This window comes from Micromonospora sp. KC606 (assembly GCF_004348675.1).
Taxonomy (GTDB): Bacteria; Actinomycetota; Actinomycetes; order Mycobacteriales; family Micromonosporaceae; genus Micromonospora.
In genome coordinates this window covers 58,025-83,207 of record NZ_SMKN01000009.1, presented here as the reverse complement: position 1 = coordinate 83,207, position 25,183 = coordinate 58,025, and the positions used below count along the sequence as shown (strand labels likewise).

Sequence of the window (25,183 nt, the reverse complement as noted above, 5' to 3'; positions counted from 1 at the left end):
CCCGACGACCCCTCCCCCGACGACCCCAGCACCCGGCGCACCGGTCGGTGCCACCTACCGCACCGTCAACAGTTGGCAGGGCGGCTACCAGGCCGAGGTGACCGTGACGGCGGGTAGCTCACCGATCAACGGCTGGACCGTCCGGTGGAGCCTCGCCAGCGGCCAGACCATCAGCCAGCTCTGGAGCGGCACGCTGACCACCAGCGGCTCGGCCGTGACGGTTCGCAATGCCGCCTACAACGGGTCGCTGGCCGCCAACGCCTCGACCACCTTCGGGTTCATCGGGACGGGCTCCCCGTCGACTCCCACGCTGACGGCGACCACGCCGTAGCACGAGATCGCTCGGCCGGCAGCCATGTACGGATTCCTCAATGTCTGATCGTCTGGAGGAGTGGATGATGAGACTTGCCATTGTCCTGATCGCGGTAGTCACGATGAGCACGGTCGCGGTCGTCGCCGATTCGGCGACGACGGCCGACGCGGCGGCCGGCCAGGTGTATTACGTGTCCCCGAACGGCAACGACGGCGCGGCGGGCTCGCAGGCTGCGCCGTGGGCGTCGATCGCCCGTGCACAGACGGCCGCACAGCCCGGGGACACGGTCTACCTCCGCGGCGGCACCTACGCCTACACCCGCGCGAACAGCAGCTGCGCGAGCCGGACGGCCAGAGTTGACGCGATCACCCTGAACAAGAGCGGCAGCTCAGGCAACCCGATCCGTTACTGGGCCTATCCGGGCGAGAAGCCGATTTTCAACTTCTCCCGGATGACGGACGACTGCCGGATCAAGGGCTTCAGCGTCACGGGGAATCACCTCCACCTCAAGGGGCTGGAAGTCACCGGCGTGCCGCAGAACAACAACCTGAACGCCGAATCTTGGGGGATCTGGGTCTCGGGAAGCGACAACATCTTCGAGCAGATCAACACCCATCACCACATGGGAACCGGCCTTTTCATCAACGGTGGGGGCGGCAACCTCGTCCTCAACACGGATTCCCACGACAACTACGACCCGCGCAGCTCCGACGGGCCCGGTGAGAACGCCGACGGTTTCGGTTCGCACTACACGCCGGCGGGTCGTCCGGCGAACGTGTTCCGGGGTTGCCGCGCCTGGTGGAACGCCGATGACGGGTTCGATCTCATCTCCACCTACTCGCCCGTGACCATCGAGAACTCGTGGGCCTGGCGTAACGGGTACGTGCCGGGGACGACGACGTCATCTGGCAACGGCGCCGGCTTCAAGATGGGTGGCTTCGGCGCCGAGTACGACTCCCGCGCGGTCAAGCACACCGTCCGCTTCTCGGTGGCGTTCCTGAACAAGGCGGCGGGTTTCTACTCCAACCACCACCCGGTGGCCAACGACTACTTCAACAACACCAGCTACGGGAACCGGCCCGACTTCAACATGTTGGGCATCGACTCGCGCGGCGCCGCCGTCGGCCGGGGCAACCTGCGCAACAACGTCGCCTACACGGGGACGCTGACGTCGAACATGAACGGCACCAGTTCCGCGTACAACTCCTGGGATCTGGGCGTCCCTCTGTCGGACGCGCAGTTCCAGAGCGTGTCGACGTCCGGCTGGGACGCGCCCCGCCAGGCCGACGGCAGCCTGCCCGTGCTGCCGCATCTCCGCCTCGCGGCGAACAGCACCCTCATCGACAAGGGCACCGACGTCGGCCTGCCCTACACCGGGCGGGCACCGGACCTCGGCGCCTTCGAACAGTCCGGCGGCACACCACCGCCGTCGGTGCGGCGCTACGAGGCGGAGACCGTGCCGGCGGTGTGTCAGGGCGCGGTCGACTCCAGCCACCCCGGCTACTCCGGCAGCGGTTTCTGCGACGGCAACGCCGCCGTGGGCGCCTACGCCCAGTTCACGGTGAACGCGTCGGCGGCCGGCACGGCGACGGTCGGGATCCGTTTCGCCAACGGTGCGAGCAACGGTGCCGCACGGCCGGCGAACGTCATCGTCAATGGGTCCACGGTCGGGACGGTGTCGTTCGAATCCACGGGCGCGTGGACGGCGTGGGTCACCAAGCCGGTGACCGTCTCGCTGAACTCCGGCAGCAACACCCTCCGGCTGGATCCGACCGCGTCGGCCGGACTACCCAATGTGGACTACATCGATCTCGATGGTTGAAAGGCGGCACCATTATGCGTACCACGGGTAAGACACTGAAGCGAGGGGCGATAGCCGTCTCGGCAATGCTGTTCCTGTCGGTGGCGGCGACCAATGGCTTCGCCGCGGCGAGCCCGACCAGCGGCGAGACCGTCTCGGCCGGGGCTGTGGAGGGTCTCGAGACTCTGGTCGCGGACTACAAGACCCGCTCCGCGAGCAGATACACCGGCAACTCCTGGGCACCCTTCGCCAAGGCGTTGGACACCGCGACCGATGTCGCCGCCGACTCGTCGGCGACCGAGCCGGAAGTCGCCGCCGCGAAGACGGCGCTGATGACCACCGCTGGCGACCTGGTGGCTGCCGACGAGGGGACGTTCCAGACCATCACGAACAACCGGTTCTGGAACGACACCAGCGGCAACCCGATCTACTCGCAGGGTGGGGGTGTATTCAAGTTCGGCGACACCTACTACTGGTACGGCGTGCACTACCTGGGCGCCGAGAGCTACCGGGCCGACCCGACACGCAAGTACGACAACCAGGTCTCGTTCGTGTCGATCCCGGTGTACTCGTCGAAGGACCTGGTGAACTGGAAGTTCGAGAACCGGGTCGCGACCCGCTCGACCCGGATCAACAACGGCGCGACCATGGCTCAGACAGGGTGGGTTGGGCGGCTCGGGGTCTCGTACAACGAGAACACCGGCAAGTACGTGCTCGCCACCCAGGCCTATGTCGGAGGCGGGCACGGGGTCCTGTTCCTGCAGGGCGACTCGCCCACTGACACCTTCGACTACGCCTACTTCCAGACCCAGGTCGTCAACTCGCCCACGACCGGCACCGGGGACCAGACCGTGTTCACCGATGACAACGGCAAGGACTACCTGATCTTCTCCAACCGCGAGGGACGCTCTCGTGCCTTTGTCAGCAAGTTCCGGGAGTCCGATTCGCTGCGGATCGAGCCGGGAGTGGAGATCGGCCGTAACTCCTCCGGGCGCGAGGGCAACGCCATGTTCAAGCTCGACGGCAAGTACTACCACGCGGCGTCGGACCTGCACGGCTGGAACACCTCGGTCAACTACGTCATGGAGTCGACCACCAGCAACGTTCAGGGCAGCTACACGGGCGAGTACATCCTGCCCGGCACCGAGATGGACTACAGCCACGTGACCCAGACCGGGTTCTTCGTGACGGTCAAGGGCACCAAGCAGAACACGGTCATCTACGCCGGCGACCGGTGGGCCGACTTCGCCTGGAACGGCATCGGATACAACCAGTGGGTGCCGATAACCAAGACCGGAACCCGCCCTCAGTTCCACTCGGTCAGCCAGTGGCAGTTCAACGCCACGACCGGAGAATGGCGTGTCGGGCCGCAGAACAACTACATCCTCAACCCGAATTTCCAGGCCGACCGCATCATCGTCTCCCAGGTGCAGGGATGGACCAACTTCCGGGAGTCGGGGCCGAGCTCGATCGTGACCAACGTGAACGGGGGCGCGAACGGGTCTCGCTTCGGGCTGCAGATCGGGGCCGGACAGTCCTACGCGGGTGGCGTGCGGCAACGAATCACTGTGCCGGCCGGCACCTACCGACTGTCCCTGTTCGCCAAGACCAGTGGTTCGCTCAGCGCCGCGCAGGTGACGGTCACCGACGCCGGCGGTAGCTCCCGCACGCTCAACGTTCCGGCGTCAGGTGGCTGGACCCGGCGCGAGCTCGCGGACATACCGCTGTCCGCCGGTACGGCCACCGTCACCATCCGAGCGGCGTCCGGCAACGGATACCTCGTCGTCGACGACCTCGAACTCGTCAAGACGTCCGGCGACAGCCCGAACCCGCCGACGGGGCAGCGGTATGAGGCGGAGACCGCGCCAGCTGTGTGCCAGGGCACGATCGACTCCAATCATGCCGGCTTCTCCGGCACCGGATTCTGCAACGGCACCGGCGCGACCGGCGCGTACGCGCAGTTCACGGTGAACGCGTCGGCGGCCGGTGCCGCGACGCTAGGGGTGCGGTTCGCCAACGGCGGCAGTAGCGCGCGGACGGCGAATCTGATCGTCAACGGCTCGACCGTGGCAACGGTCTCGTTCGAGAGCACCGGCGCGTGGGCGACATGGTCCACGAAGAATCTGACCGCCTCGCTCAATGCCGGCAGCAACACCATCCAGCTGAGTCCAACCGTAGCCGACGGACTGCCCAACATCGACTACCTGAACGTCGGCGCTGCCTGACGTCCTGTCCGCATGGCGCGGTGACCTGACCGCCGCCTGCGGAACCCGACCTGACCTTTGGTAAGGCCAGCGCGTTCGCGGTACCGCTGATCCGGGCCAGCGGTACCGCGGACGCGCTGGCTACTCGACACCCGCACCAGAGCGTCCGCGCTGCCGTCCCGAGTCGCAGAATGCTGTCGCGGTCCGTACCCTCCGGCGGGCCGCGACAGCCGGATCGGCACGGCGGTCGCCGACGGCCAGACCAGCGCGGCAGCCGTCGCGCGGTGGGTCAGACCGACCCGGGTAGCTTGGGTCACGGATTCCACTGGCGTCGGAGTGACCGGCGCGGCCTTTTGTAGCTTGGGACCATGGAACGTATCGAGTTCCGCACCGTTGCCCAGGAGTTCGGTGACGGCGGGGTATTCCCGGCGCTCGTCCCGCACCTCAGTGGCGTGCCCCTGCCCGATCTGGTGCGTGAGGCTGAGCTGCCCTTCGCTCGTCGTGAGGGAAAGCCAGACCTCGCGGGGAGCTACGCGGGCCTGCTCGGGGATGAGGTGGGCTGGCCGAGCCGGCACTACCTCGGTGACCCCGTCCTCAGCTGGTTCGACGATGGCGACACCGTCTTGCTCGGGTGCGGCTGCGGCGAGTGGGGCTGCTGGCCGTTCACCGCGATCGTCACGGTCGCTGAGGACACCGTCACTTGGTCTGGCTTCCGTAACGGGCATCGCGAGTGGGACTACCGCGAGCTGCGCAGCTTCACCTTCGATCGCATCCAGTACGAAGAAGCGGTGCGGTCGACAGGTCGCTGAACCGTCCGAGCAGGCCCGAAGCCGAGTTCAGGTGCCGGGCGCGTCCACCGCACCGGTCGCCCGCGCCTCGGAAGGCCCGGCGGTCCCGCTGGGCCGGCGGCTAGGGGCCGCCGACCCAGCGGGACCGCGATTGCAGGGTTGGCGCGTTCGTCACCCGCGTGCCCGCCGCGTGTTGCGGATCGACCGTGGCGTCGGCATGGTCGACGACGGACAACTCCTTGCCGGCCGCGACCGGGCGATGACGCATATCCAGTCGCGGGTCTGCTCATCGGTCAGTCCCGGTGCCCCCGCTCATTTTGGGCTCAGCGCGGTAGAACCAGCTAGTTGTTGGGCCCGTTGACGATCCAGGACAGGTTGAACCGCCGCCAGACGATCGCCCGGTGTGAGCGGGGGTCGCTGCCGTGCTCGTAGAAGTCGGTCTCCACGAGGGCCCCGATCCTGTAGTCGGCGGTCTTCGTCATGCTGGAGTATCCGCCCTCGTACCCGACGCCGGAGATCGGAGCCTCCCTGAGGTCCCGACCGGAGGTGTACCTGCGGGCGTCGGCGTCGTAGCTGATCCGGACGCGCATGGCGCGGCGGCTCTCGGTGGACGCTGAGTTGAGAAAGATGGTCCGGGCCGGCGCGTCGATGTTGTACGCCAGGACCGAGCCCTGGCACTCCGGGTCGGGTAGCCCAGTGTCGTCGGCGAACGAGCCGAAGCTGGTCAGCGTGCCCCGGGCGACCCGCCGGTAGGTGCCGGAGTTGGGCCGGTCATTGCGGTAGAGGTTGCCGTCGGGGGTCTGCGCGATCGTGCCCTCGTTGTTCGTCTCGCTCAGCCGCTGGTAGCGCCAATGCCGCTGACCGTCCGGTCCGAGGGTGCCGATGATGTTGCGGCCCCGCGCGGGCACGACCAGTTCGCCGGAGCGGAGCCTGATCCCGTTGCCCGGGCCCACCGCGTCCCAGGCCCAGCCGTTCGGGGTCAGGTCCGTGGTCATCCTCACCGGAGTCGTCCAGCTGGCGCCGTCGTCGGTGCTCCTGGTGAGGTAGAGGTGCCGTCGGCCGGCCTCGGTGGAGTCGATCGGCTTGGTGCGCGAGCCGTCTGGCAGCGGGTCGTTGCCGGGCGAGCTGCGATCGCCGGCGTTCCAGGACATGAAGAGATAGATGGTGTCGCCGTCGACCACGGGGGTGGGATTGCCCCAGGTGCCCGTACCGACTCCGACCACCTCCTTGAGCGGCTCCCAGTCACCGGGTGCCGCGCCGTGGCTCGTGGCGGTCCTGGTGCGCTTGTACACGAGGTTGATGTCGCCGTAGTCGGCGTTGTTGTGTCGGCGTCCTTCGGCGAAGGCCAGCAGTCGTCCGGTGCTGGTCGTCACCACCGCCGGGATGCGGAAGGAGTGAAACGCGACGCCGCTGGCCAGCCGATCCGGGCTGGACATGTTCGCGCTGCGGAACAGCGGGAAGCCGACGTGGTACTGGGCGGCCGAGCCGGCGGGATCGTCGACTGCGGCGTACGCCGTGCCGTAGGGTGCCGCGACCACGGCTGCGGCGGTGGTGAGGCAGGCCAGTCCCAGGGTCACGACGCGTTTGATGATCAACGGGTTCTCCTCGCCCTCGATACGTGTCGGGCGGGACAGTAGCCAGCCTATGTAAACCGTCAGGAAACGGTCCGACAAGGACAGATGTTCCTGGCGCGCCACCACGGATCATTGAGCCTGCAGCCGGGCTGGCGACAGCGTGGCCCGAGCCGCCAGGCACGCCGGATCAGCCGCAGGTGGCGTTCGGCGGAAGGTGTTCAGTCAGAACGGCCAGGTAGCTGCGCCGGGCCTCGACGTGGCGCCGAACGCCCTCCTCGGTCGCGGCGACGAACACGCCGCGACGGTCTGCCTCGCACATCGCGCGCCGGACCAGACCCCGCTTCTCCAGCCGGTCAACCGTGCGGGACAGTGCGCTCTGGCTGAGGTGCATGTCGCCCGCCAGATCCTGCATGCGACGCTTCTCACCATCCCCGATGGTGAGCCGGTCGAGCGTCTCGAACTCTGTCAGGGTGAGGGCGTGCCGGTCCTGAAGGGCGCGGTCGAGCTGGCCCGAGACACGGTTGTAGCTGGCCAGCAGCGAGCGCCAGCGCTCGATCAGGGCAACCTCGGACGTCATCGCGCGGATCGTACTCCCGGTCGTGGGTTCTGTGCATCCGATTATATGCGAGCGCATAAGATGCGTGGACACTAGTTGCGTCCGCATATAACGTTCGTCCCGTGATCGACAACGCCACCGGCGCGACGCCGGTCCTTACGACACCGGCCGGTTCCACGCCGGCCGGCAGGCAGACCCGCCCCGCGACGCACTGGACACCACGGCTCTGGGGACTCCTCGCTGTGCTGTGCGCCGTGCTGTTTCTCGACGCGCTCGACGTCTCGATGGTCGGCGTGGCCCTACCCTCCATCGGAGCCGACCTCAACCTGTCCACCGCCTCACTTCAGTGGATCATCAACGGCTACGTCCTCGGCTACGGTGGGCTGCTGCTGCTCGGCGGCCGTACCGCGGACCTGCTCGGCCGCCGGGTGACCTTCCTGGTGGCGCTGGGCGTCTTCGCCGCCGCGTCCCTGCTCGGCGGCCTGGTGGACGACGGCACGCTGCTCGTCGCCACCCGCTTCGTCAAGGGCCTCGCGGCCGCCTTCACGGCTCCCACCGCCCTGTCCATCCTGACCACCACGTTCCCGGCCGGGCCGGCCCGTAACAGGGCGCTGTCCATCTTCACGGTGTTCGGCGCGAGCGGTTACTCCAGCGGGCTCATCATGGGCGGGCTCCTCACCGGCCTGGGCTGGCGATGGACATTCCTCATTCCCGTCCCGCTGGCGGTGGCGGCTCTGATCGCCGGCCTCGCCCTGATCCCACGGGACCGGCCCGCCGCCGACGGCGGGCACGACCTGATCGGCGCGCTCACCCTCACCGGCGGAATGCTCGCCGCCGTTTACAGCGTGGTCGCCGCCCCGGAACGGGGCCTGTTCGACCCGGTGACGCTCGCCGCCGCCGTCGCCGCGGTCCTCCTGCTGGTGGGCTTCGTGGCCACGGAGCGCCGGGTGCGACACCCGCTGATCCGGCTCGGCATCCTGCGCTCTCCCGCCGTCGTACGGGCCAACGTCAGCATGGTCGCGCTCTTCGGCAGCTACCTCAGTTTCCAGTTCATCATGACGCTCTACCTGCAGAACGTGCTGCGCTGGTCGCCGCTGCAGATGGCGCTGGCCCTGCTGCCCGCAGGGCTGCTGGTCGCCTTCGGGGCACCGTTCGTCGCCCGACTGATCGACCGTTACGGCACCGCCCGGGTGATTTTGGCCGCCATGGTCTCTCTGGCCCTTGGCTACCTGTGGTTCCTGCTGACCGCCGGGGATGCGCCGCACTACCTGCTGACCATTCTGCCGACCATGCTTCTGCTCGGCGGCGGCTTCGCCTTCGGGTTCAGCTCGATCACCGCCCAGGCCACGGACGGCATCGACGACTCCGAACAAGGGCTGGCCTCCGGCCTGGTGCAGACCTCCGGCCAGGTGGGTGCGGCCCTTGTGCTCGCCGTCGTCACCGCCCTGGTGTCCGGCGACGAGGCGACCGGCCAGGTGGCCGACTTCAGCCAGTTCCGCCCCGGCGTCAACCTCGTCACCGTGGTGGCACTGGTCGGACTGACACTCAGCCTGGCGGCGCTGCCCCGGCGTCGACGCGTGTGACGCACAGGGGGAGTGGCCACCCGACGGCCCGCCGGTCTCCGGCGGGCCGTCGGCCCAGTTTTCCCGCCGGTCAGGTGCCGGCGGTGGGTGGTCACGGCCTGGACCTGCTGGAGTTCGTTCATCGCCCGTCGACGACGCTGCGCTGCCGGTACAACTCGCGGTCGAAGTCGCCAGCGGTGATGCCGGCAGTCGAGGCGTTCGTGTCCCTGGCCGACGGTTCCGCCCTCGACGGCCACCCGGAACGGGCGGCGGCCCGCCGCCGCCCCGGCTGCTACGGTCGCCGGATGGATGATCGTGACGGTCGGCTCCGGTATCGCCTGCTGACCGGGCCCGACGACGCCGAGTTCTGCCGCCGGGTGAGCGGGGCGCTGACCGAGGGGTACCGGCTGCACGGCTCACCGGCGATGACCTTCGACGGCCGGCGGGTGGTCGTCGCGCAGGCGCTGGTGTGGGACGACGGCCCGGACGCGCGGGTGGTGCCGGCGTGACGGTTGTCGCTCCATAACAGCGGCGTAGTACGACAGCCGCGCCGCGTGGCTACAGTCTCCGTGGTGCCTCGCGGACGTCGTCGCGGACGTGCTGCGCCTCCGCCCGGCCGGTGTCGGCGACCGCGTGGGCGCCGCTTGCTGCCGTGGTCCTGACCGTCTCTGCGGCGTGCTGGGCGGGTTCCCGCAGGTTCTCCTGCATCTGGTGCATCACCCCGCTGGCGCGCTGCTTGAGTTCGCCGGAATGTTGCATGGCCGTGTGCTTGGCACGCTCGGCGAGATCGTGTTCCTTCCTGCTCGGTGGCAGGAGGGACGCGGTGAGCAAGCCGACGCCGAAGGCGACGAGGCCGGCGGCGAGCGGGTTGCCCTCCGCGCGTTCGCGTGAGGCATGGCCGAGCGCCTGGGCCTGGTGCCCGGCGGAGGAGACCGCTGCGGACGTCTGGTGCGCGGCGCCCGCTGCCATGTCGGCCCCGCGATGGGCGGCGCCCGCCGCCATGTCGGCCCCGCGATGGGCGGCGCCCGCTGCCACGTCGGCCCCGCGATGGGCGGCGCCCGACACCCTGTGCCCCATGTCGGCGCCCTGCTGCCGAGTGCTCCGACCCGCGTGTCGCGCGGTTCCCATGACGTCGTCGACGAGCCGGCTGAACCGGGAGCGGACGCGGGTCACCGGAACGGCGGCGATGCGGCGGGGATCGGCCTTGTATGCCAGCGCGTCGACGTCGTTGCTCAACGCGGCCCTGGTTGTCTCGATGTCGTGCCGGATTCGGTCCGGGTCGGTGGACATGACGACTCCCCTCGGGGTTCAGCGGCCTCTGACCGCGTCCGGTATCTCACGCGCTGTCTGTTTGGTGTGCGGCAGCGTCCGAATGGCGCGTAGCTGCTGGCGGGCTCGCGAGGCGAGCAGGGCACCGATCAGGGCCCAGATCACGGCGACGATCAGCGCTGCCCATCCCTGGTCCATCATGTTGGACAAGCTCCACCACAGGGCGTGGGACAGGAACAGCAGGGTGAGCAGGGCGGCGATCGCGGCGGCGGCGACCATGGCCGCGCCTGTGCCGATGGCGCGGGCTTCCTGTCGCAGTTCAGCCTTGGCCAGGTCTACCTCCTGGCGCAGCAGGAGGGTGAAGTTGCGACTGGCGTCGGCGAGGAGTTCACCGACGGACGCCTGCGCCCGGTCCGGGCGGTCGGCGCCCGCAGGCGTGCTCACGGTCCCACCTCTGCACCGGTTTCGCCGTGTCGCACCGGCGCGCTCGGCCGCGTAGAAGGCGGTACGTGCAGCGTGCCCTCGCCTGCCGCGGCAGCGCCCTCGCTCGTCGGCGTGCCGGTGCCGCCCCTTCCCTCGCCAGCGTCCTGGCCTGAGTTCAGGGCACGGGTGAGCCGTCCGGCGAGCAACCCGGCGATCGCGGCGCCCGCGAGGAAGGTGCCGGGGTGCCGGCTGGCGTAGTCCCGTACTTCGCGCACCAGATCACCCGGCTGCCGAGAATCCAGCCAGCCGGCTGCCTGTTCGGCGGCGGTGGCGCTGCGGCGGACCACCTGCGCCGCCAGGCCGTCCGGGTCGCCGCCATCGGCCATTGACCGTAGCTGCGAGCCCAGCGTCCGCAGGCTGTCAGCAGCTCGTTGTTGCTGCTCCTGAGCCTGCGCCCGAGCCTGCGTGGAAACGTCGGTGACGAGGGTGCGCGCCTGCTGGCGGCTCTCCGACGCCACCTGCCTGCCCTGCTCGACAGTTTCCTGTACGACGTGTCCCGCGGCCTGCTTTGTCTCCTGACCCACCCGTACGGACTCCCGCCGGGCACCCTGGGCGGTACCGCCACCGGTCGACGGCGAAGCTCCTGACTCCATACTCGATGTCCTCCGGTTTGTTCCCCTCTTCGGCCCGCCGGTCAGGCCCTTGAGTGGGGCCCTTGACCTCGTTGGCAGGACGATGGGCAGCACCGGTTACCCCCGGCAGGGCGATGTATGCCCGGCATCGAGAACCTCCGCGGCAACCCCGTGCCCCCACGTCGGCGGTACGCCTGCTGATCGTCGCCCGCGTGCTTTCGGCGGCAGGAGCGCCCCCTCGAATGGGTACCCTGCGGGCTTGCACCGCGAGTCGGGCAGGGCCCGGAGCGACAATCAGGGCATGAGAGTGAGAATCCTGCGGAAGCGGCGCCGGATGGTCCTTCCGGTTCGACGGCGGTCGCTGGCGATGCTGGCGATCCTGACGGCGACGGCCGGCGCGGCGACGCTCCGGCGACGTCAGCGCTCAGCCGCCCAGGGGGCCGAGGTCGGCGACCAAGCCGGCCTTTTCGGAGGGCGTCACGTCACCTCCGACCTACGAACGGAAGCTCCCTCGACGCAGGCCACCTGAGAGCCGAATCCCCGGAGCCGAGACTCGTGCAGCGACGCACGTGCCTCGCCATGCCGTCGGGACAGGGCCGCCGCGAGGGGCGGAGCCGGCGAATCGGCGCTATGCCGAAATGGCGGGGGCTTGGGTGACGCGCCTCAGCGCAGGCCGTGCCGATACCCGCCGCACCCGGCAGCGCGGCGAACGCGGTGCCCAACCACTTGCTGTACGGCGGGAATCGGCGGGCCAGAGCAGACACAGCCGCATCACCTCGCGCACCAGGCGCGCCGCAACCACCCGGCTGCCCACCTCATCGCCGGCCTCGGCGGCACGGCCCACGAACGCCTCCACCAGCCGCGGTCCCCAGTCATGGTCGACCGAGCGTTCGGTGTCGAATCCGAGCACCTCCGACCCCGGCCCGAGCCGCGCCGCCGCGTACCGCAGACCCGGGTACGCCTCATCCAGCAGCGGACGCACCGCCTCGACATAGAACGCCCGGCACAACTGCAACCCCGGCATGAACGACGCCTGCACCCGGTCACCGTACGGACCGGCACACCGGCGCCGCCACCACACTGCCGTCAGGCAGTGGCCCCGAAACAAGATGCCGATCTTCGACGCCGGCGACGGTGTCGATCGGAGCTGATTCGGCGAAACCACCGCCGATGTCCGGGGAACGGATGCCCGACGGGGCGTTCTTGGCCGAGCTTCTGCTCGCCCTCGGGCATCAACAGACTTGACATTGACACCGTGATAGGGTCTTCGCTGGGTGCAGGAGGTGGTTCCCATCAACTCGACGCACGGGAATCCGCAGGTCACCCACCTACTCGACGCATTGGGCGCCGAGAACTCGTCGACGCGGCTCCAGGCCGCTCTCGCGGTTGGCACGCACCCCGACCCCGGCCTCGTAGATGCGCTCCTGGAACGGTGCGCGATCGAGCCGAACTTCTTCGTGCGCGACATGCTCACGTGGGCGTTGACCCGCATCCCGTCGGAGATCACGGTGCCCAGACTCCGCGCGGAGCTTCGTTCCGAGCGCGCCCAGGCCCGAAGCCAGGCGTTGCATACGCTGTCCAAGATCGGAGACGGGAGTGCGTGGCCGGACATCACCCGGTCGTTGCTGCACGACGCCGACGACGAGGTCGCGCGAAGCGCATGGCGTGCTGCCGTCATTCTCGTGCCCGATGGGGAACAGAAAGGGCTGGCTGCACAGCTGGCCGCACAGCTCGGTCGCGGCGAACGGGATGTGCAACTGAGTCTCAGCCGGGCACTCGTCGCACTCGGAGACGTGATCGAGCCGGCCCTGCAGGCAGGAATGGCGAGTGACGACCCGACGGTGCGCGCCCATGCCCGCGCCACGGAGCTGCTCCTACGCGACCCGGAGGTCGGCTTCGACTCAGCCCTCGACGAGGCGAAACGGATCTTCGCCCTCGGCCCGGAACCGGTCGAGTAACAGAGTGCTGATCGGTGAGGTGGCACGACGCTCGGGAGTGAGCACCCGGATGCTCAGGCATTACGACTCCCTCGGGTTGGTGCGACCAACAGGCCGCACGGCGGGTGGCTACCGCGAGTACTCCGCAGAGGACATCCGCCGGATCTTTCACGTGGAAAGTCTGCGGTCCCTGGGATTGTCGTTGCGACAGATCGGACGCGCTCTGGAGGATCCCGCCTTCACGCCGTCCGCACTGGTTGGCGACCTCATCCGATCTACCGAGGACCGACTGAGGCGGGAGCAGGAGCTGCTCGAGCGGCTCCGGGCGGTCGATGCCTCAGCGCCCTCCGGCTGGCAGGGCGTCCTGCGCATCGTCGAGCTCATGCATGGGCTCAGCTCGCCCAGTGCTGCGCGCCGACAGCAGACCGTCCTGGCTCCGGCCGAGGACGTGCGGGTTCCCACCGAGCTGCTGGCTGGGGCGGTCCTCGCCGAATCCGACCCGAACGTTGCCGGCGCCCTGCGGTGGGCCCTCGCGCGGGCGGGTGGTGACGGTGTGGCAAGCGTGGCGTCCGGTGTGTTCTCGGAGGACGTCGACATCCGGCGGCGCGCGGTCCTGGCGATCGCCGAGATACCCGGTGAGGAGGCGACCGCGGTGCTCGCGGACGCGCTCGGGGACTCGGACACGACGGTGCGCGGGCATGCTGCTCTGGCATTGGGTACGCGTGGCGTTGCCGCAGCCGCGCCGACACTCGTCAGCATGGTGGTCGAGGGCACGAACGACGTCGAGGCGGCCGAGGCCCTGGGAGCACTGTCACTGGAACCCGGGTGCGCTGATCTGATCATGAGTGCACTGGTCGACGAACTCGCCGCGCATACTGCGGACTCCGCGGTGCGGATACGCCTGGCCCAGGCGCTCGTGGAGATGTCGGGCACCGTCGCGCAGGGCGTCCTGCGGCAATTGACCCACGACGATGATCGGGCTGTCGCCCTCAGCGCCTCGGCCCTCGTGGAAGTGCTCGAAGGGCGGTCCCAGGACCGAACCGGCGGCGCTGCGACCTCGTGAAGGTACGACCTGTCGGCCTCGCGCCGTGCCCAGAGTCGTGGTGGCGGACGACCCCTCGCGACGGTCGCCTCGTCCTGCAGACGAATCACGACTCAGGGCACTGGCTCGACGTCAAACAACCACGTTCATGCCGCGCTGCGCATGAACTGCTGGTTCTGCCCGCTGCCGCAGGTGTACTGGATGAGGCGGGTGCCGTCGGCGGTGGAGCGGCTCGGGACGTCAAGGCACTTGCCGGAGTGGCGTGCGACCAGGCGCACATAGCCGCTCCCGGCGTCCTGGACCTGCCATTGCTGGTTCTGTCCACTGTTGCAGGTCCACTGGATTACCCTGGCGTTGTTGGCCGTCGAGGCGGCATCGACGTCGAGGCATTTACCGGAGTGCCGGGCAATGACCCGGTAGTAGTTGTTGCCGGCGCTCTGGAACTCCCAGCGCTGGTTACTGCCGCCGCTGCAGCCGTACTGCGCGACCTCGGCACCGTCTGCGGTGGACGCGCTGACCACGTCGACACACTTGCCGCTGTGCCGTGAGGTCAGCGTCACGGCGCTGTCGCCGGGGTCGCCCGCCTTACGGTAGGCGCGGAAGTAGTCGACGACGAACTCCTTCGGCCGCGGGTCCGATGGATTCACGTCTCCAGTCCATCCCGCATTCTCGTAGATGCCCAGGAAGAACACGTTAGGGTAAGCCGGAGAAGCATTTATCGTCCTCCTCAACACATTGTCGACATATAGCTTGATCTGCGTTGGAGTCCACTCCAGAGCATAAATGTGAAAATCAGTGGTCATGTCGAACCCTGCGGCGATCGAGTTCTGGGACTCCGGCAGGTTCGGGTCTGACCACTTGTGCAGGCTGAAGAGGAAGCTGCGCGGGTCGCGTCCCGGATGCTCCATAATGTCTATTTCGCCCCGCTGCTGAAGAGTGTCCTGTCGACCTACGGTCCAGAATGCCGTGTGGATTCCGCTTCTCGCAGAGCTTTTTGCGCGAATCTCGAAGTAACCGTACTGAGGCGTGTACTTCCAGATGGTTGGAATCGTGTGGTGCAGGGAGTCGTCTGGCTTGTGCAGGCCAGTCATCTGTCCCGTCTGTATGCTAGAAACCTTCATTGGATCGCCGGACCGATAGGTTGGTTGATCGTCGTCGATCCGCAGCACGAGGGAGTTGTCCCTGAACCCGAATCGGGCGCGGGACCTTTCTTCGGTTGTTCGTGATTCAAGGTACTTCGTTATCCACAGGCTCTCGTCAAGGCTGCCGTTGAACTCGTCGTGCCTGTCGAGGACCCAGCCGGCTTTCTCCAGCGGATTTGGGGGAACGTCAGCCGCGCTGGCAGGTTGGGCAGTGCTCACATTGAAGATCAGGGCAGGGGCTAAAAATAGCCAGATCGCACCCAACGCCGTGAACCGTCGGATGTCCAGCCGTGCGTTCCTCATGACTGCGGTCTCCCTTGCATCATGTGGGTGATGTAGAGCGATGGCGAGGGGTGTTGTCGATCGCAGGAAGCAAACCGCGAGCAGATGCCGGCTGGTCTCCTGTGGGGGGCAACCCCGTGCCGACGCATGCCGGCGACCGTTTCCGAGACCGAGCCGGCGGGCTGTCGTAGCCCACCGACGACTCCGGGACCGGCGAGATTCCACCGCCGTGACCCCGGCTCAGGATCGGCCACCGCCAAGCGAGCACATTGACTCCCCCCTGTGCGCTGCGCTGCGTGGAGGTGAGCCACAGCAGCGGCATGGAATACGACTGGTTGCCCTTGTCGTCGTGACCCAGCGCCGTCATCAGGTTCGCCGCCTCTGCCCTGCTCCCGCAGAAGCGAATATGTCACATCAGCCAACCTGGGCAACAGGGGCTGACAAATAGTGACTCCCAGAATTTGGCGAGGGCGGAGGTGGCCGCGGGCTTTGCGGGTGGTCGCGGTTCGGGTTCGTGACCGCTGGTTGAGGGGCGTCGGCCGGAGCCAGACCACGATCACCGCGGACAGCAACGGGCGCGTACCGGATCGTGGACTCCACCTTGGAGGTTGCCGCCAGGACCTTGGGAGGGCTGCCCGACTGGGGAACTGCCCGCCCGCCAGCGCGGCAGCCGCACCGATCCGGTAGCGGCGCCGGGAGGGGTTTTCTCTCACCAGGTGGGACATGCTCGCGCCGAGTCGCACACGCCACCAGACCCAAGCCTCGCGGAGTGAACCACTTCCGCGGGGCCCCACGCCTCGCTCAGCGGCGAGCGTCCCGTGCCGGTGGCGCCTCGCGCCAGATCGGGCCGGGCCGCTGCTCGGGGGGTTCCCCGCCCTGACCTTGTTGCCGAGGCGGGGGCAGGGCCCATGTGCCGTCACTCATCGGCGCTTCAGGTTGTGCGTGCTCACAGCGATGGACGTCATCCTGACACGACACTCAACACTTACGGGCTCGGCAGGTGTAGGCCTTGACACACAGGGGGGCGCGGCGAACACTTTGAGCGCTCACAATAGATCCGCCGGTAAACGGAGGAGAGCTTCCATGCTCGATAGACACATCAGCCGGCGTCGCTTCCTCGCCGGTTCGGCGCTCGCCGCCGGCGGGGCCGTGGCCGTGCCGCTGCTCGGCGCCTGCAATGCCAGCTCGTCCGGTGACGGTGAGGGTGTGACCCTCACTGTCATGTACAAGAACAACGAGCTGACGAAGGAGCACATCGCCGACTTCGAGGCCAAGAACCCCGGCATAAAGATCAACTTTGTTGAATACGACGACACGCGGCTCAACGCGATGCTGGCCTCGAACGACCCGCCCGATCTCGTGCGCGGGCCGGCCGTGGGCAGCGCGAGCGGCAACGCGCAAGGGCTGGCGGCCCCGCTGGACGCCTACCTGGAAAAGAGCTCGGTGCTCAAGAAGGACAACCTGATGGCGGTCAACGAGAGCTTCCGCTGGGACGGCAAGCGGAGCGGTCAGGGTCCTTACTACGGGATTGTCAAGGACTGGAGCCAGGACGCGACGCTCTGGTACAACCGGGCGCTGTTCGAACAGGCCAAGATTCCGCCGCTGAGCACGACCGAGCCGGTCTCGTACGACGAGCTGCTGGAGATCGCGAAGAGGCTGACCAAGAAGAGCGGCGGCAAGAGCCAGGTCTACGGCCTCGGCGTGGAGTGGGCGTGGGGATTGTCGTCACCGATCCACATGATGATTCTCCAGCAGGGCGGTCAGGTCTACAACGCCGACCTGACCGAGACCGACATGACCACGCCGGAGGCCAGACGCGCCATCAAGTGGTACGTCGACTTCGCGCAGGCGGGCGTCGGGCCGACCTCGCTCGACCCCGCCCCGGACGGCGCTGACCTGTCGCTGTTCCTGGCCAAGCGGATGGCCATCACCCAGGACGGCTACTGGTACGGCGGCAACTTCGTCAAGGAGCCCGACGAGATCAAGAACAGTGTGGCGATGGCGCCCGCACCGGTCATGGGTGACAAGCGGATCAGCCCCACATACGTCGGTTGGGGCGCGTACATCCCGGCCAAGGCCAGGCACAAAGACGAGGCGTGGAAGCTCATGGAGTACTTCATGGCCGGGCCGCCGTCCGAGGAGCGGGCCAAGAGCGGCTGGGGCATGCCCGGCCTGAAGTCGCAGATGTCGATGCTGCCCCAGGAGCTGCCGTACCAGAAGCAGGCCTTTCAGACCGCCCAGGCCGAGCTGCAGTACGCCGAGCCGCTGCCGGACTCGCCGTACGTCACGGGGGGAAGCTGGATCGACGTGCTCAACAAGCACATCACCCGGGCGATCAAGAAGGAGGTCACCGTCGACGACGCGTGCAAGGCGATCACCGACGAGGTGAACAAGCTGCTGAAGCAGGGCAAGGACCAGATCGGCTAGTGGTCGCCATGACAACGACGAGGGCGGGACGACGCGGGCGGCGGCGCTGGTCGCGGTACTCGAGCCGGATGTTCTATCTGTTCGTCTCGCCCTGGGTCCTCGGCTTCGTGCTGCTCACCGCCCTGCCGCTCGGCTACGCGCTGCTGGTCAGCTTCACCAACTTCAACGGCGTCAGCTCCCGCTGGCGCTGGGTTGGCACGCGCAACTACACCGAGCTCGTGCGCGACACGGACGCCATCTCCAGCCTGATGCGCACGCTGGCGTTCACAGCCATCAGCGTGCCGCTCATGGTTGCCGGCGGGCTCGGCCTGGCGGTGTTGCTCAACCGTCGGCTGAAAGCCGTCGGCCTGTTCCGGACGATCTTCTTCCTGCCGTCGGTGGTCCCGGTGGTCGCCATGGCCATCATGTGGAAGCTGATCTTCAACCGGGACGGCGGCATCCTCAACGCCATCCTGGAGAAGATCAGCATCGGTCCGATCGCCTGGCTGGTCGACCCGAACGCGTTCTACGCCCTGATCATCCTCACCCTGTGGGGACTCGGCGGCGGCATGGTCATCATGCTCGCGGCCCTGCAGGGTGTGCCGGTCGAGCTGGAAGAAGCGGCGGTCGTCGACGGCGCCAACCGCTGGCACGTGTTCCGTCACGTCACCGTGCCGATGATCTCGCCGATCATCTTCTTCCAGATCGTCACCGGGATCATCGCGTCGTTCCAGATCGTCATCCAGCCACTGCTGCTGGCGGAGACCAACCAGGTCGGCGCGGTCGCCCAGGTGCCGCAGAGCACCCACCTGTACATGGTGCAGGTCTACCAGGAGTTCTTCGCCAACAACCGGTACGGCTACGGCTCCGCCATGCTCTGGGTGTTCTTCCTGGTCATCCTGACCATCACGCTCCTGGTGCAGCGGTCCAGCCGGCTGTGGGTGCACTACCAGGTCGACAGCGAGGCAGAACGATGACGGTTGTCCGTGACCCCGCACGCCCGGCGATCAAGCCGGCCCCGCCGACGCCGGCCAGGCGGCCCCGGCGCCCGGCCGACGCCGCCGGCACCTACCTGCTGCTGATGACGCTCGCGGTCCTGTTCGCCGGGCCGTTCGCCTGGCTGGTCCTCGCCGCGTTGAAGACGAAGGCGGAGTGGGTCGCGCTCCCGATGAAGATCCTTCCCGAGGCGCCGCAGTGGGGGAACTTCACCCGGGCGCTCACCGAGATCAACTTCCCGGCGTACCTGGGGAACTCGCTGTTCCTGTCGTTCGTCTACGCGATCCTGATCACGTTCTCGAGCGCGGTGGTGGGCTTCGGCTTCGCCCGGCTACGCGGGCGTGGCAAGCGCCCGCTCTTCGTGCTGCTGCTGTCCACCATGATGCTGCCGCAGATCCTCACCCTCATCCCGACCTACGTGCTCTTCGCCCAGGTCGGGCTGGTCAACACGTACTGGCCGTGGGTGCTGTGGGGCCTGGCCGCCTCGCCGTACCTGGTGTTCCTGTTCCGCCAGTTCTTCGCTGCCATCCCCGCCGAACTCGAGGACGCCGCGATCATCGATGGCTGCGGGTACGGCCGGATCTTTATCCGCATCTTCCTGCCCCTTTCCCGACCGGTACTGCTGACCTCGTTCCTGCTCTCGTTCACCTGGATCTGGGGCGACTACATCGCGCCCGCGCTGCTGCTCGACCCGGACCACACCACGCTCTCCGTGGCGATCTCCGCGTTCTACCGCGACCCGCACGGCAACCCCGACGCCACTGTGCAGGCCGCCGCCGCCACGCTCTACGTGATACCCGTGGTGGTGATCTTCCTGTTCGCGCAGCGCTACTTCATCCGTGGCGTCGTCAGTTCCGGCGTGAAGGGTTGATGCTCGTATGATCCGGTCCAAGCGGCCGCGGTTCAGTGGCAACGCGGCGTCGCGGTGGCTGATTCGCCCGCCGGGCCGTTCCGCGACGCGCGTTGGAAGGACCGCTCAACCGTTGCGGCCAACATCCCGGTCAGTGATCGGCCCGGTGGTCTTCACTGCCGACGACCGACAGTACTGCCTGTACTGAGGGCAGGACGACACCCGTAGCGAGGACTACCGGGTCGCCGACGCGACCCGGTAGTCCTCGCCTTGCGGGACCAAACCCGCGCCCCGACACGAACGGGTGGAGAGTCAGCCCACCTTCCCCGAGGCAGCGTCTCGTCGGCCGGCGACAGAACGCCATCGCCGACGCCATCGCCCTCGTGCTCCCCCACCAACCCATAGCGGAATCGGCCCGGTGATGCCCAGGGGGTGGCTGCGCTTACCGATCTGCTCGGTGGCGAACTCGCGCGACCATGGCTCCCACGGGACGAGCGGTCGCCGTTGTACGCGAGTCAGCATCCACGCCTCGCGCTGCTGGTCGAGGGCTGAAGGCGTAGGGATCTGTCGATTGACAGCCGGGTTCCTGGTGGTGACACTATTTGATACATGTGAATGGGAGCGTTTGCATGGCTGCTGAGCAGGCACACCGAGGCGAGCAGCAGGCCGCTCGACGGCGACCGCCGCTGCGGTCGCCCGACCGCGACTACCTCGCGGGCGGCGCTGAGGCCGCCTTGCCCCGGATGCTGGCGCGCCGGCTCCCCGCGACCGGCAGCCGGAACGGCGGACCCGGCAAACCAGCCACAAACGAAAGAGACTGTCGATGAAACGTTTCGCTCTGCCCTGGTCGGCACGGCGTCGCGGCCGCAGACTCGTCGCCGTGGCGGCGGCCGCCGTGTTGGCCCTCGGCGCCTCCATCGTCATGTCGCAGACGGCGAGTGCCGCGACGATCGACCCCAACGCCTTCTACCAGATCGTCTCCAGGCACAGCGGCAAGGCCATCAGCATCGCCGGCCAGTCCACCGCCGACGGCGCAGCCGTCCAGCAGTGGGCCCGAGCCGACCAGTCCCACCAGCAGTTCCAGTTTGTCGACGCCGGCGGCGGCTACTACAGGATTCGGGCTCGGCACAGCGGCAAGGTCATCGACGTCGAGGGGCGGTCCACCGCCGACGGCGCCAACATCGTCCAATGGGCCGACAACAACGGCACCAACCAACAATTCCGGGTCGTCGACACCGACAGTGGGTACGTCAAACTCATCAATCGCCACAGCGGCAAGGCCCTGGACGTGTGGGAACGCTCCACCGCCGACGGCGGCCGCATCTCCCAGTACACCGACAACGGTGGCACCAACCAGCAATGGCAGCTCCTTCCCGTCGGCGGGGTCACACCCACCACCTCGCCGTCCGCCACGGCCTCGCCACCGTCCGGCACGCTGCGCATCCGTGGCGGCGACGTGTCCAGTTTGAAGAAGAACGAGGACAACGGCGCCGTCTACTACACCAGCAGCGGCGCCCGCGCCGACGCGCTGCAGATCCTGCGCGGTAGCGGGATGAACTGGGCGCGACTCAAGGTCTGGGTCAACCCAGCCGACGGCTACAACAACAAGGCTCGGGTGCTGGAGATTGCCCGACGGGTCAAGGCCCAGGGCATGGGCCTGATGATCTGCTTCCACTACTCCGACTCGTGGGCCGACCCGGGCAAGCAGATCAAGCCGGCGGCGTGGAGGAGCTACAACTTCAGCCGGCTGCGCCAAGCGGTGTACGACCACACGTACGACGTGCTCAACGGGCTCAAGTCGCAGGGCACCACCGCCGACATGGTGCAGATCGGCAACGAGATCAACCCCGGAATGCTGCACCCCGACGGCAGCACCAGCAACTGGGCGAATCTCGCCGAACTGCTCAAGGCGGGGGTCAGCGCCGCCAAGGCGGTGGACGGCTCGACCCGGATCATGCTGCACCTGGCCGAGGGCGCCGACAACGCCGCGCACCGCAGATGGTTCGACCAGGCCGTGTCCCGGGGCGTGCCGTTCGACGTCATCGGCCTGTCCCACTACACCTACTGGCACGGCTCCGTGTCGGCGCTGCAGTCCAACATGAACGACCTCGCCAGCCGCTACAACAAGGACATCGTGGTCGTCGAGACCGCCTACGGCTTCACGCTGGCCGACAAGGACGGCACCGGCAACATCTTCGAGGCCGTTCATGTGGAGCGCGCGGGCTACCCGGCCACGGCGCAGGGCCAGACGGACGCCTTCCGGGCGGTTGCCCGAGCGGTCGCCCGCGTCCCCAACGGTCGGGGCCTCGGCTACTTCTACTGGGAGCCGGCATGGACCGCGGTCCCTGGCAGCGGATGGGACCCGACGAACCCGTCACTCGGCAACGCCTGGGAGAACCAGGCGCTGTTCGACTTCAACAGCCGGCCGCTGCCCGCGATGGCGGTGTTCGGCGAATAGCCCGGCGGGTCCCCGTGGGGCGTGGGGCAAGCGCCCGCCCCACGGGGGCCACCACAACACGACGCCGAGTGAGCTCTCGGCCAGCGGGGCGGGGAAGTGCGACCGGCACAGACGGAGGTGCGGGCGTGGGGCCGCGAACGCATTCGGCAACCGGTGCGGGGCCGGCCCGTCCGTACTGCTGATCGGCCCGGCTGGCCGGCACCTCACCGAACATGCGATACCACGGCGTCTGCCACCTGATCAGGACTCGGGGAGGCGTCTATCAGGGACACGTCGTCCAGGCCGGCGAGAGTGCCAGGGCCTGGGCTACATGGTCATGTCGCCATCGTCGGGCGTTCGTCTCCACCTGGTCGGCGTCGATCCGGGAGCGTAGCTGCTCCTTTGGCAGGATGAGGACGACCTCGTACAGGTCGATGCCGGCGGCGCGGATGCCGGGCCACCACGGTGGTGACGACGCCCGCTTGGCGAGGAAGGTCAGCGGCGGTTGTAGCGATACATGGTCAGGATGCCGAAGACGACCGTCAACCCGGCGCTCCACACCAGCGCCCACATCGTGCTCGACGCGTCCGACGTCCCCGACATCACCGCCCGCACCGAGGCCACCAACTGGGTGATCGGGTTGACCTTCACGAACGCCTGCAGCCAGCCGGGCATGGTGGCCGGATCGACGAAGACGTTGCTCAGGAAGGTGAGCGGGAACAGCACCATCATGCTGACCCCCATCACCGATTTCTCGCTGCGCAGGACCAAACCGAAGAACGTCCACACCCAGGAGAACGCGAACGAGAAGACGACCAGCAGACCGATGCCGCCCAACACGCCGAGTAGCCCGCCGCCGGGGCGGAACCCCAGCGCCAGTCCGACGCCGAGGATGACCACGGCGGCCAGCACGTAGCGCAGCACGTCGCCGAAGATCATGCCGACCAGGGCGGCCGGCCGCCAGAGCGGCAGCGTCCGGAACCGGTCGAAGACGCCCTTCTCGATGTCGGTGTTGAGCCCGACGCCGGTGTACATGGTGATCATCACGACGCTGGTGACCATGATGCCGGGCAGGAAGAACTGCAGGTAGTCCCGCGGGCTGTCGGCCAGGGCCCCACCGAACAGGTAGGTGAACATCAGCACCATGATGATCGGGAACGCCGTCACGTCGACCAGCTGCTCCGGCACGTGCTTGACTTTCAGCAGGGCGCGCCAGCCGAACGTCAGCGACGCCGACAGCGGGCTCGGCCGGCGTGGCCGGGCACCGTGTGCCAGGACGGTCGACAGCGCCGCCATGGACGGTACGTAGATCGTCGGGGCCGGCCCGGTGGTGGTGGTTTCGTTGCTCATCGGGCTGCCTCCAGCTGCTCGTCCCGCTCGGCTTCGGTCGGCACGGCGGGGTGGTCGGTCAGGGCCAGGAAGACCTCGTCCAGGCTCGGCTGGCCGAGGGCGAAGTTGTCCACGACGATGCCGGCGCGGGCCAGGTCACGGAGTGCGCGGGCGGCCTGCTTGCTGGCGTCCAGGTCGCTGCCGTGCCCGCCGACCCGCGCGGTCAGTGCCACCGGGTCGGGTTCCAGCTGCACGGAACCGGCGAGCGCCGTGCGCAGGAGCCGCTCGGCCTCGGGCCGCTGACCCGGGTCGCGCAGCCGCAGGTGGACGGTGCCGGAGCCGACCGACGACTTCAGCTCACCCGGCGTGCCCTCCGCGATCACCTTGCCGTGGTCGACCACCGCGATCCGGCCGGCGAGCTGGTCGGCCTCCTCCAGATACTGCGTGGTCAGCAGCACCGTGGTGCCGTGCGCCACGACCGCGCGGACGATCTCCCACACCTGGCTGCGGCTGCGCGGGTCCAGGCCGGTCGTCGGCTCGTCGAGGAAGAGCAGGTCCGGGGTGTTGAGGATGCTCGCCGCGATGTCGATGCGCCGCCGCATGCCACCGGAGTATCTCTTCACCTGACGGTCGGCCGCCTCGGTCAGCCCGAACGCGGTGAGCAGGTGCTGCGCGCGCTCCCGGGAGGCCGGCTTCCGATACCCGAGCAGGCGACCGAGGAGCACCAGGTTCTCCAGCCCGGTCAGGTCCTCGTCGATTGAGGCGTACTGGCCGGTGAGGCTGACCCGCGCCCGGGCGGCGTCGGCTTCGGTCACGACGTCGTGCCCGAAGACCCGGGCCCGGCCGCCATCGGGGCGCAGCAGCGTCGCCAGCACCCGTACCGTCGTGGTCTTGCCGGCGCCGTTCGGGCCGAGCAGCCCGTAGACGGTGCCGGCGGGGACCTGGAGGTCCACGCCGGCGAGCGCGCGGGTGGCCCCGAACGAGCGGGTCAGGCCCTCCGCCTCGATGGCCAGGCCGGTGTTGCGTCTACTCATGGTCCCTACCTCTCTATGGGTAACTGTCAGGAGACGTGCGGGCACGCCGCGTGGCCGCCGCGCAGTGCCAGGCCCCACCAGCGGAGCTGGTCGAGCAGGGCGTGGGCGGCCTCGCGGAGCTGGTCGGTAGCCGGCGGTGCCGGCTCGTCGCAGCGCAGGTTCAACCCGACGACGTCCCGGATCGTGACGGCGTGCGGCGCGTGAAGACCGTGCGGAGTTGGTCGACCGCGTGCGGGCCGATGTAACCGCAGCCGTTCGACACGAAACCGACCGGCTTGGCCTGCAACTCGTCGTACGGGTAGTCAATCGCCTGTTTCAACGAGGCCGGGAAGCTGTGGTTGCCCTCCGGGTGACCAGGATGAACGCTTCGCCCGGCCCGTCACGCCGGCGAATGACCGCGTCGCCGCGCTCGGCTCGGCGGGTTAGCCGGCGGGGAAGCCGAAGTCGGCGAGGTCAACCACGGTGACCACCCGCCGGCGTGCCGCCTCGCGTGGTCAACGAACCAGTGGGCGAGCCGGTCACCCGCCCGCCCCTCGCGGGTGCTGCCGATGATCACGGCTAGCCGCAGTGTGCTCATGGTTTCTCATCCCGGCCGCTCCGGCGCCA

23 protein-coding genes are annotated in these 25,183 nt (G+C 68.3%); 12 read left to right on the top strand and 11 right to left on the bottom strand.

The genetic code is table 11. From position 1 onward, the window contains the following. The 4 genes from E1193_RS04035 to E1193_RS04020 all read left to right on the top strand — a co-directional run. On the top strand, positions 1-331 hold a 331-nt coding region (locus E1193_RS04035), incomplete at its 5' end, for a cellulose binding domain-containing protein (RefSeq protein ID WP_207922550.1). Positions 332-398: 67 nt separating this feature from the next. Next, positions 399-2,135: a carbohydrate-binding protein gene (locus E1193_RS04030; protein ID WP_132180374.1), complete on the top strand. Its 1,737-nt coding sequence runs from the start codon at positions 399-401 to the stop codon at positions 2,133-2,135. A 14-nt stretch (positions 2,136-2,149) separates the two neighbouring features. Then, positions 2,150-4,339, top strand: a complete 2,190-nt coding sequence (locus E1193_RS04025) for a CBM35 domain-containing protein (RefSeq protein WP_207922549.1) — start codon at positions 2,150-2,152, stop codon at positions 4,337-4,339. Between the two features lie 347 nt (positions 4,340-4,686). After that, positions 4,687-5,127 (top strand): hypothetical protein, encoded by a 441-nt coding sequence (locus E1193_RS04020; RefSeq protein ID WP_132180372.1) that lies wholly within the window; start codon positions 4,687-4,689, stop codon positions 5,125-5,127. 320 nt (positions 5,128-5,447) lie between these two features. On the opposite strand, the gene E1193_RS04015 is transcribed toward E1193_RS04020, so the two are convergent. Beyond that, positions 5,448-6,779 (bottom strand): exo-alpha-sialidase, encoded by a 1,332-nt coding sequence (locus E1193_RS04015; RefSeq protein WP_132180370.1) that lies wholly within the window; start codon positions 6,777-6,779, stop codon positions 5,448-5,450. Positions 6,780-6,867: 88 nt separating this feature from the next. Next, complete coding sequence (locus tag E1193_RS04010; protein ID WP_132180368.1) at positions 6,868-7,257, bottom strand: MarR family transcriptional regulator; 390 nt, start codon at positions 7,255-7,257, stop codon at positions 6,868-6,870. A gap of 101 nt (positions 7,258-7,358) precedes the next feature. Here E1193_RS04010 and E1193_RS04005 point away from each other — a divergent pair, with 101 nt between their 5' ends. Both E1193_RS04005 and E1193_RS33925 read left to right on the top strand, forming a co-directional pair. Continuing rightward, complete coding sequence (locus E1193_RS04005; protein ID WP_132180366.1) at positions 7,359-8,819, top strand: MFS transporter; 1,461 nt, start codon at positions 7,359-7,361, stop codon at positions 8,817-8,819. 284 nt (positions 8,820-9,103) lie between these two features. After that, positions 9,104-9,307: a DUF1737 domain-containing protein gene (locus E1193_RS33925; RefSeq protein WP_132180382.1), complete on the top strand. Its 204-nt coding sequence runs from the start codon at positions 9,104-9,106 to the stop codon at positions 9,305-9,307. A 49-nt stretch (positions 9,308-9,356) separates the two neighbouring features. Here E1193_RS33925 and E1193_RS03995 read toward each other — a convergent pair whose 3' ends face one another. From E1193_RS03995 to E1193_RS03980, 4 genes are all read right to left on the bottom strand, one after another. Beyond that, on the bottom strand, positions 9,357-10,088 hold the full coding sequence (locus E1193_RS03995) for a DUF3618 domain-containing protein (protein WP_132180364.1): 732 nt from the start codon (positions 10,086-10,088) through the stop codon (positions 9,357-9,359). An 18-nt stretch (positions 10,089-10,106) separates the two neighbouring features. Then, entirely contained in the window at positions 10,107-10,511 is a 405-nt protein-coding gene (locus E1193_RS03990) for a phage holin family protein (RefSeq protein WP_132180362.1), read from the bottom strand. Next, positions 10,508-11,008: a hypothetical protein gene (locus E1193_RS03985; protein ID WP_132180360.1), complete on the bottom strand. Its 501-nt coding sequence runs from the start codon at positions 11,006-11,008 to the stop codon at positions 10,508-10,510. The genes E1193_RS03990 and E1193_RS03985 overlap by 4 nt, the downstream gene beginning before the upstream one ends. 742 nt (positions 11,009-11,750) lie before the next feature. Further along, positions 11,751-12,161, bottom strand: coding sequence for a hypothetical protein (locus E1193_RS03980; protein WP_207922548.1), 411 nt, complete (start codon positions 12,159-12,161; stop codon positions 11,751-11,753). 235 nt (positions 12,162-12,396) lie between these two features. On the opposite strand from E1193_RS03980, the gene E1193_RS03975 reads away from it, so the two are divergent. Continuing rightward, positions 12,397-13,080, top strand: coding sequence for a HEAT repeat domain-containing protein (locus tag E1193_RS03975; RefSeq protein WP_132180353.1), 684 nt, complete (start codon positions 12,397-12,399; stop codon positions 13,078-13,080). A 4-nt stretch (positions 13,081-13,084) separates the two neighbouring features. Next, positions 13,085-14,122, top strand: a complete 1,038-nt coding sequence (locus E1193_RS03970) for a MerR family transcriptional regulator (RefSeq protein WP_132180351.1) — start codon at positions 13,085-13,087, stop codon at positions 14,120-14,122. Between the two features lie 125 nt (positions 14,123-14,247). Here E1193_RS03970 and E1193_RS32850 read toward each other — a convergent pair whose 3' ends face one another. Continuing rightward, complete coding sequence (locus E1193_RS32850; RefSeq protein WP_132180349.1) at positions 14,248-15,546, bottom strand: RICIN domain-containing protein; 1,299 nt, start codon at positions 15,544-15,546, stop codon at positions 14,248-14,250. 1,062 nt (positions 15,547-16,608) lie between these two features. Here E1193_RS32850 and E1193_RS03960 point away from each other — a divergent pair. The 4 genes from E1193_RS03960 to E1193_RS03945 all read left to right on the top strand — a co-directional run bounded on the left by E1193_RS03960 (position 16,609) and on the right by E1193_RS03945 (position 22,235). Beyond that, entirely contained in the window at positions 16,609-17,952 is a 1,344-nt protein-coding gene (locus tag E1193_RS03960; RefSeq protein WP_165945626.1) for a sugar ABC transporter substrate-binding protein, read from the top strand. 68 nt (positions 17,953-18,020) lie between these two features. Continuing rightward, entirely contained in the window at positions 18,021-18,908 is an 888-nt protein-coding gene (locus E1193_RS03955) for a sugar ABC transporter permease (protein WP_207922547.1), read from the top strand. Then, a complete protein-coding gene (locus E1193_RS03950) occupies positions 18,905-19,798 on the top strand; it encodes a carbohydrate ABC transporter permease (protein WP_132180343.1) in 894 nt (297 codons plus the stop codon). The genes E1193_RS03955 and E1193_RS03950 overlap by 4 nt, the downstream gene beginning before the upstream one ends. A gap of 802 nt (positions 19,799-20,600) precedes the next feature. Beyond that, positions 20,601-22,235, top strand: coding sequence for a glycosyl hydrolase 53 family protein (locus tag E1193_RS03945; RefSeq protein ID WP_243707272.1), 1,635 nt, complete (start codon positions 20,601-20,603; stop codon positions 22,233-22,235). Between the two features lie 474 nt (positions 22,236-22,709). Here the strand turns inward: E1193_RS03945 and E1193_RS03940 are convergent, their stop codons facing one another. From E1193_RS03940 to E1193_RS32840, 4 genes are read right to left on the bottom strand one after another with little or no spacing between them, the layout of a single operon-like run. Then, entirely contained in the window at positions 22,710-23,564 is an 855-nt protein-coding gene (locus E1193_RS03940; RefSeq protein ID WP_132180341.1) for an ABC transporter permease, read from the bottom strand. Further along, positions 23,561-24,577 carry an ATP-binding cassette domain-containing protein gene (locus E1193_RS03935; protein WP_132180339.1) on the bottom strand — a complete coding sequence of 339 codons (1,017 nt, stop codon included), beginning with the start codon at positions 24,575-24,577 and terminating at the stop codon, positions 23,561-23,563. The genes E1193_RS03940 and E1193_RS03935 overlap by 4 nt, the downstream gene beginning before the upstream one ends. 26 nt (positions 24,578-24,603) lie before the next feature. Further along, positions 24,604-24,741, bottom strand: coding sequence for a hypothetical protein (locus E1193_RS32845; protein WP_243707271.1), 138 nt, complete (start codon positions 24,739-24,741; stop codon positions 24,604-24,606). Then, positions 24,738-24,896 carry an NAD(P)H-dependent oxidoreductase gene (locus E1193_RS32840; protein WP_243707270.1) on the bottom strand — a complete coding sequence of 53 codons (159 nt, stop codon included), beginning with the start codon at positions 24,894-24,896 and terminating at the stop codon, positions 24,738-24,740. Before E1193_RS32840 ends, E1193_RS32845 begins: the two co-directional genes overlap by 4 nt. Between the last annotated feature and the right edge of the window lie 287 nt (positions 24,897-25,183).

Bases quoted from the DNA above. Each gene is read 5' to 3' on its own strand.
- E1193_RS04030 (WP_132180374.1), top strand. From the start codon at position 399: ATGAGACTTGCCATTGTCCTGATCGCGGTAGTCACGATGAGCACGGTC.
- E1193_RS04025 (WP_207922549.1), top strand. From the start codon at position 2,150: ATGCGTACCACGGGTAAGACACTGAAGCGAGGGGCGATAGCCGTCTCG.
- E1193_RS04020 (WP_132180372.1), top strand. From the start codon at position 4,687: ATGGAACGTATCGAGTTCCGCACCGTTGCCCAGGAGTTCGGTGACGGC.
- E1193_RS04010 (WP_132180368.1), bottom strand. From the start codon at position 7,257: ATGACGTCCGAGGTTGCCCTGATCGAGCGCTGGCGCTCGCTGCTGGCC.
- E1193_RS33925 (WP_132180382.1), top strand. From the start codon at position 9,104: ATGGATGATCGTGACGGTCGGCTCCGGTATCGCCTGCTGACCGGGCCC.
- E1193_RS03995 (WP_132180364.1), bottom strand. From the start codon at position 10,088: ATGTCCACCGACCCGGACCGAATCCGGCACGACATCGAGACAACCAGG.
- E1193_RS32850 (WP_132180349.1), bottom strand. From the start codon at position 15,546: ATGAGGAACGCACGGCTGGACATCCGACGGTTCACGGCGTTGGGTGCG.
- E1193_RS03960 (WP_165945626.1), top strand. From the start codon at position 16,609: ATGCTCGATAGACACATCAGCCGGCGTCGCTTCCTCGCCGGTTCGGCG.
- E1193_RS03955 (WP_207922547.1), top strand. From the start codon at position 18,021: ATGTTCTATCTGTTCGTCTCGCCCTGGGTCCTCGGCTTCGTGCTGCTC.
- E1193_RS03950 (WP_132180343.1), top strand. From the start codon at position 18,905: ATGACGGTTGTCCGTGACCCCGCACGCCCGGCGATCAAGCCGGCCCCG.
- E1193_RS03945 (WP_243707272.1), top strand. From the start codon at position 20,601: ATGAAACGTTTCGCTCTGCCCTGGTCGGCACGGCGTCGCGGCCGCAGA.
- E1193_RS03940 (WP_132180341.1), bottom strand. From the start codon at position 23,564: ATGAGCAACGAAACCACCACCACCGGGCCGGCCCCGACGATCTACGTA.
- E1193_RS03935 (WP_132180339.1), bottom strand. From the start codon at position 24,577: ATGAGTAGACGCAACACCGGCCTGGCCATCGAGGCGGAGGGCCTGACC.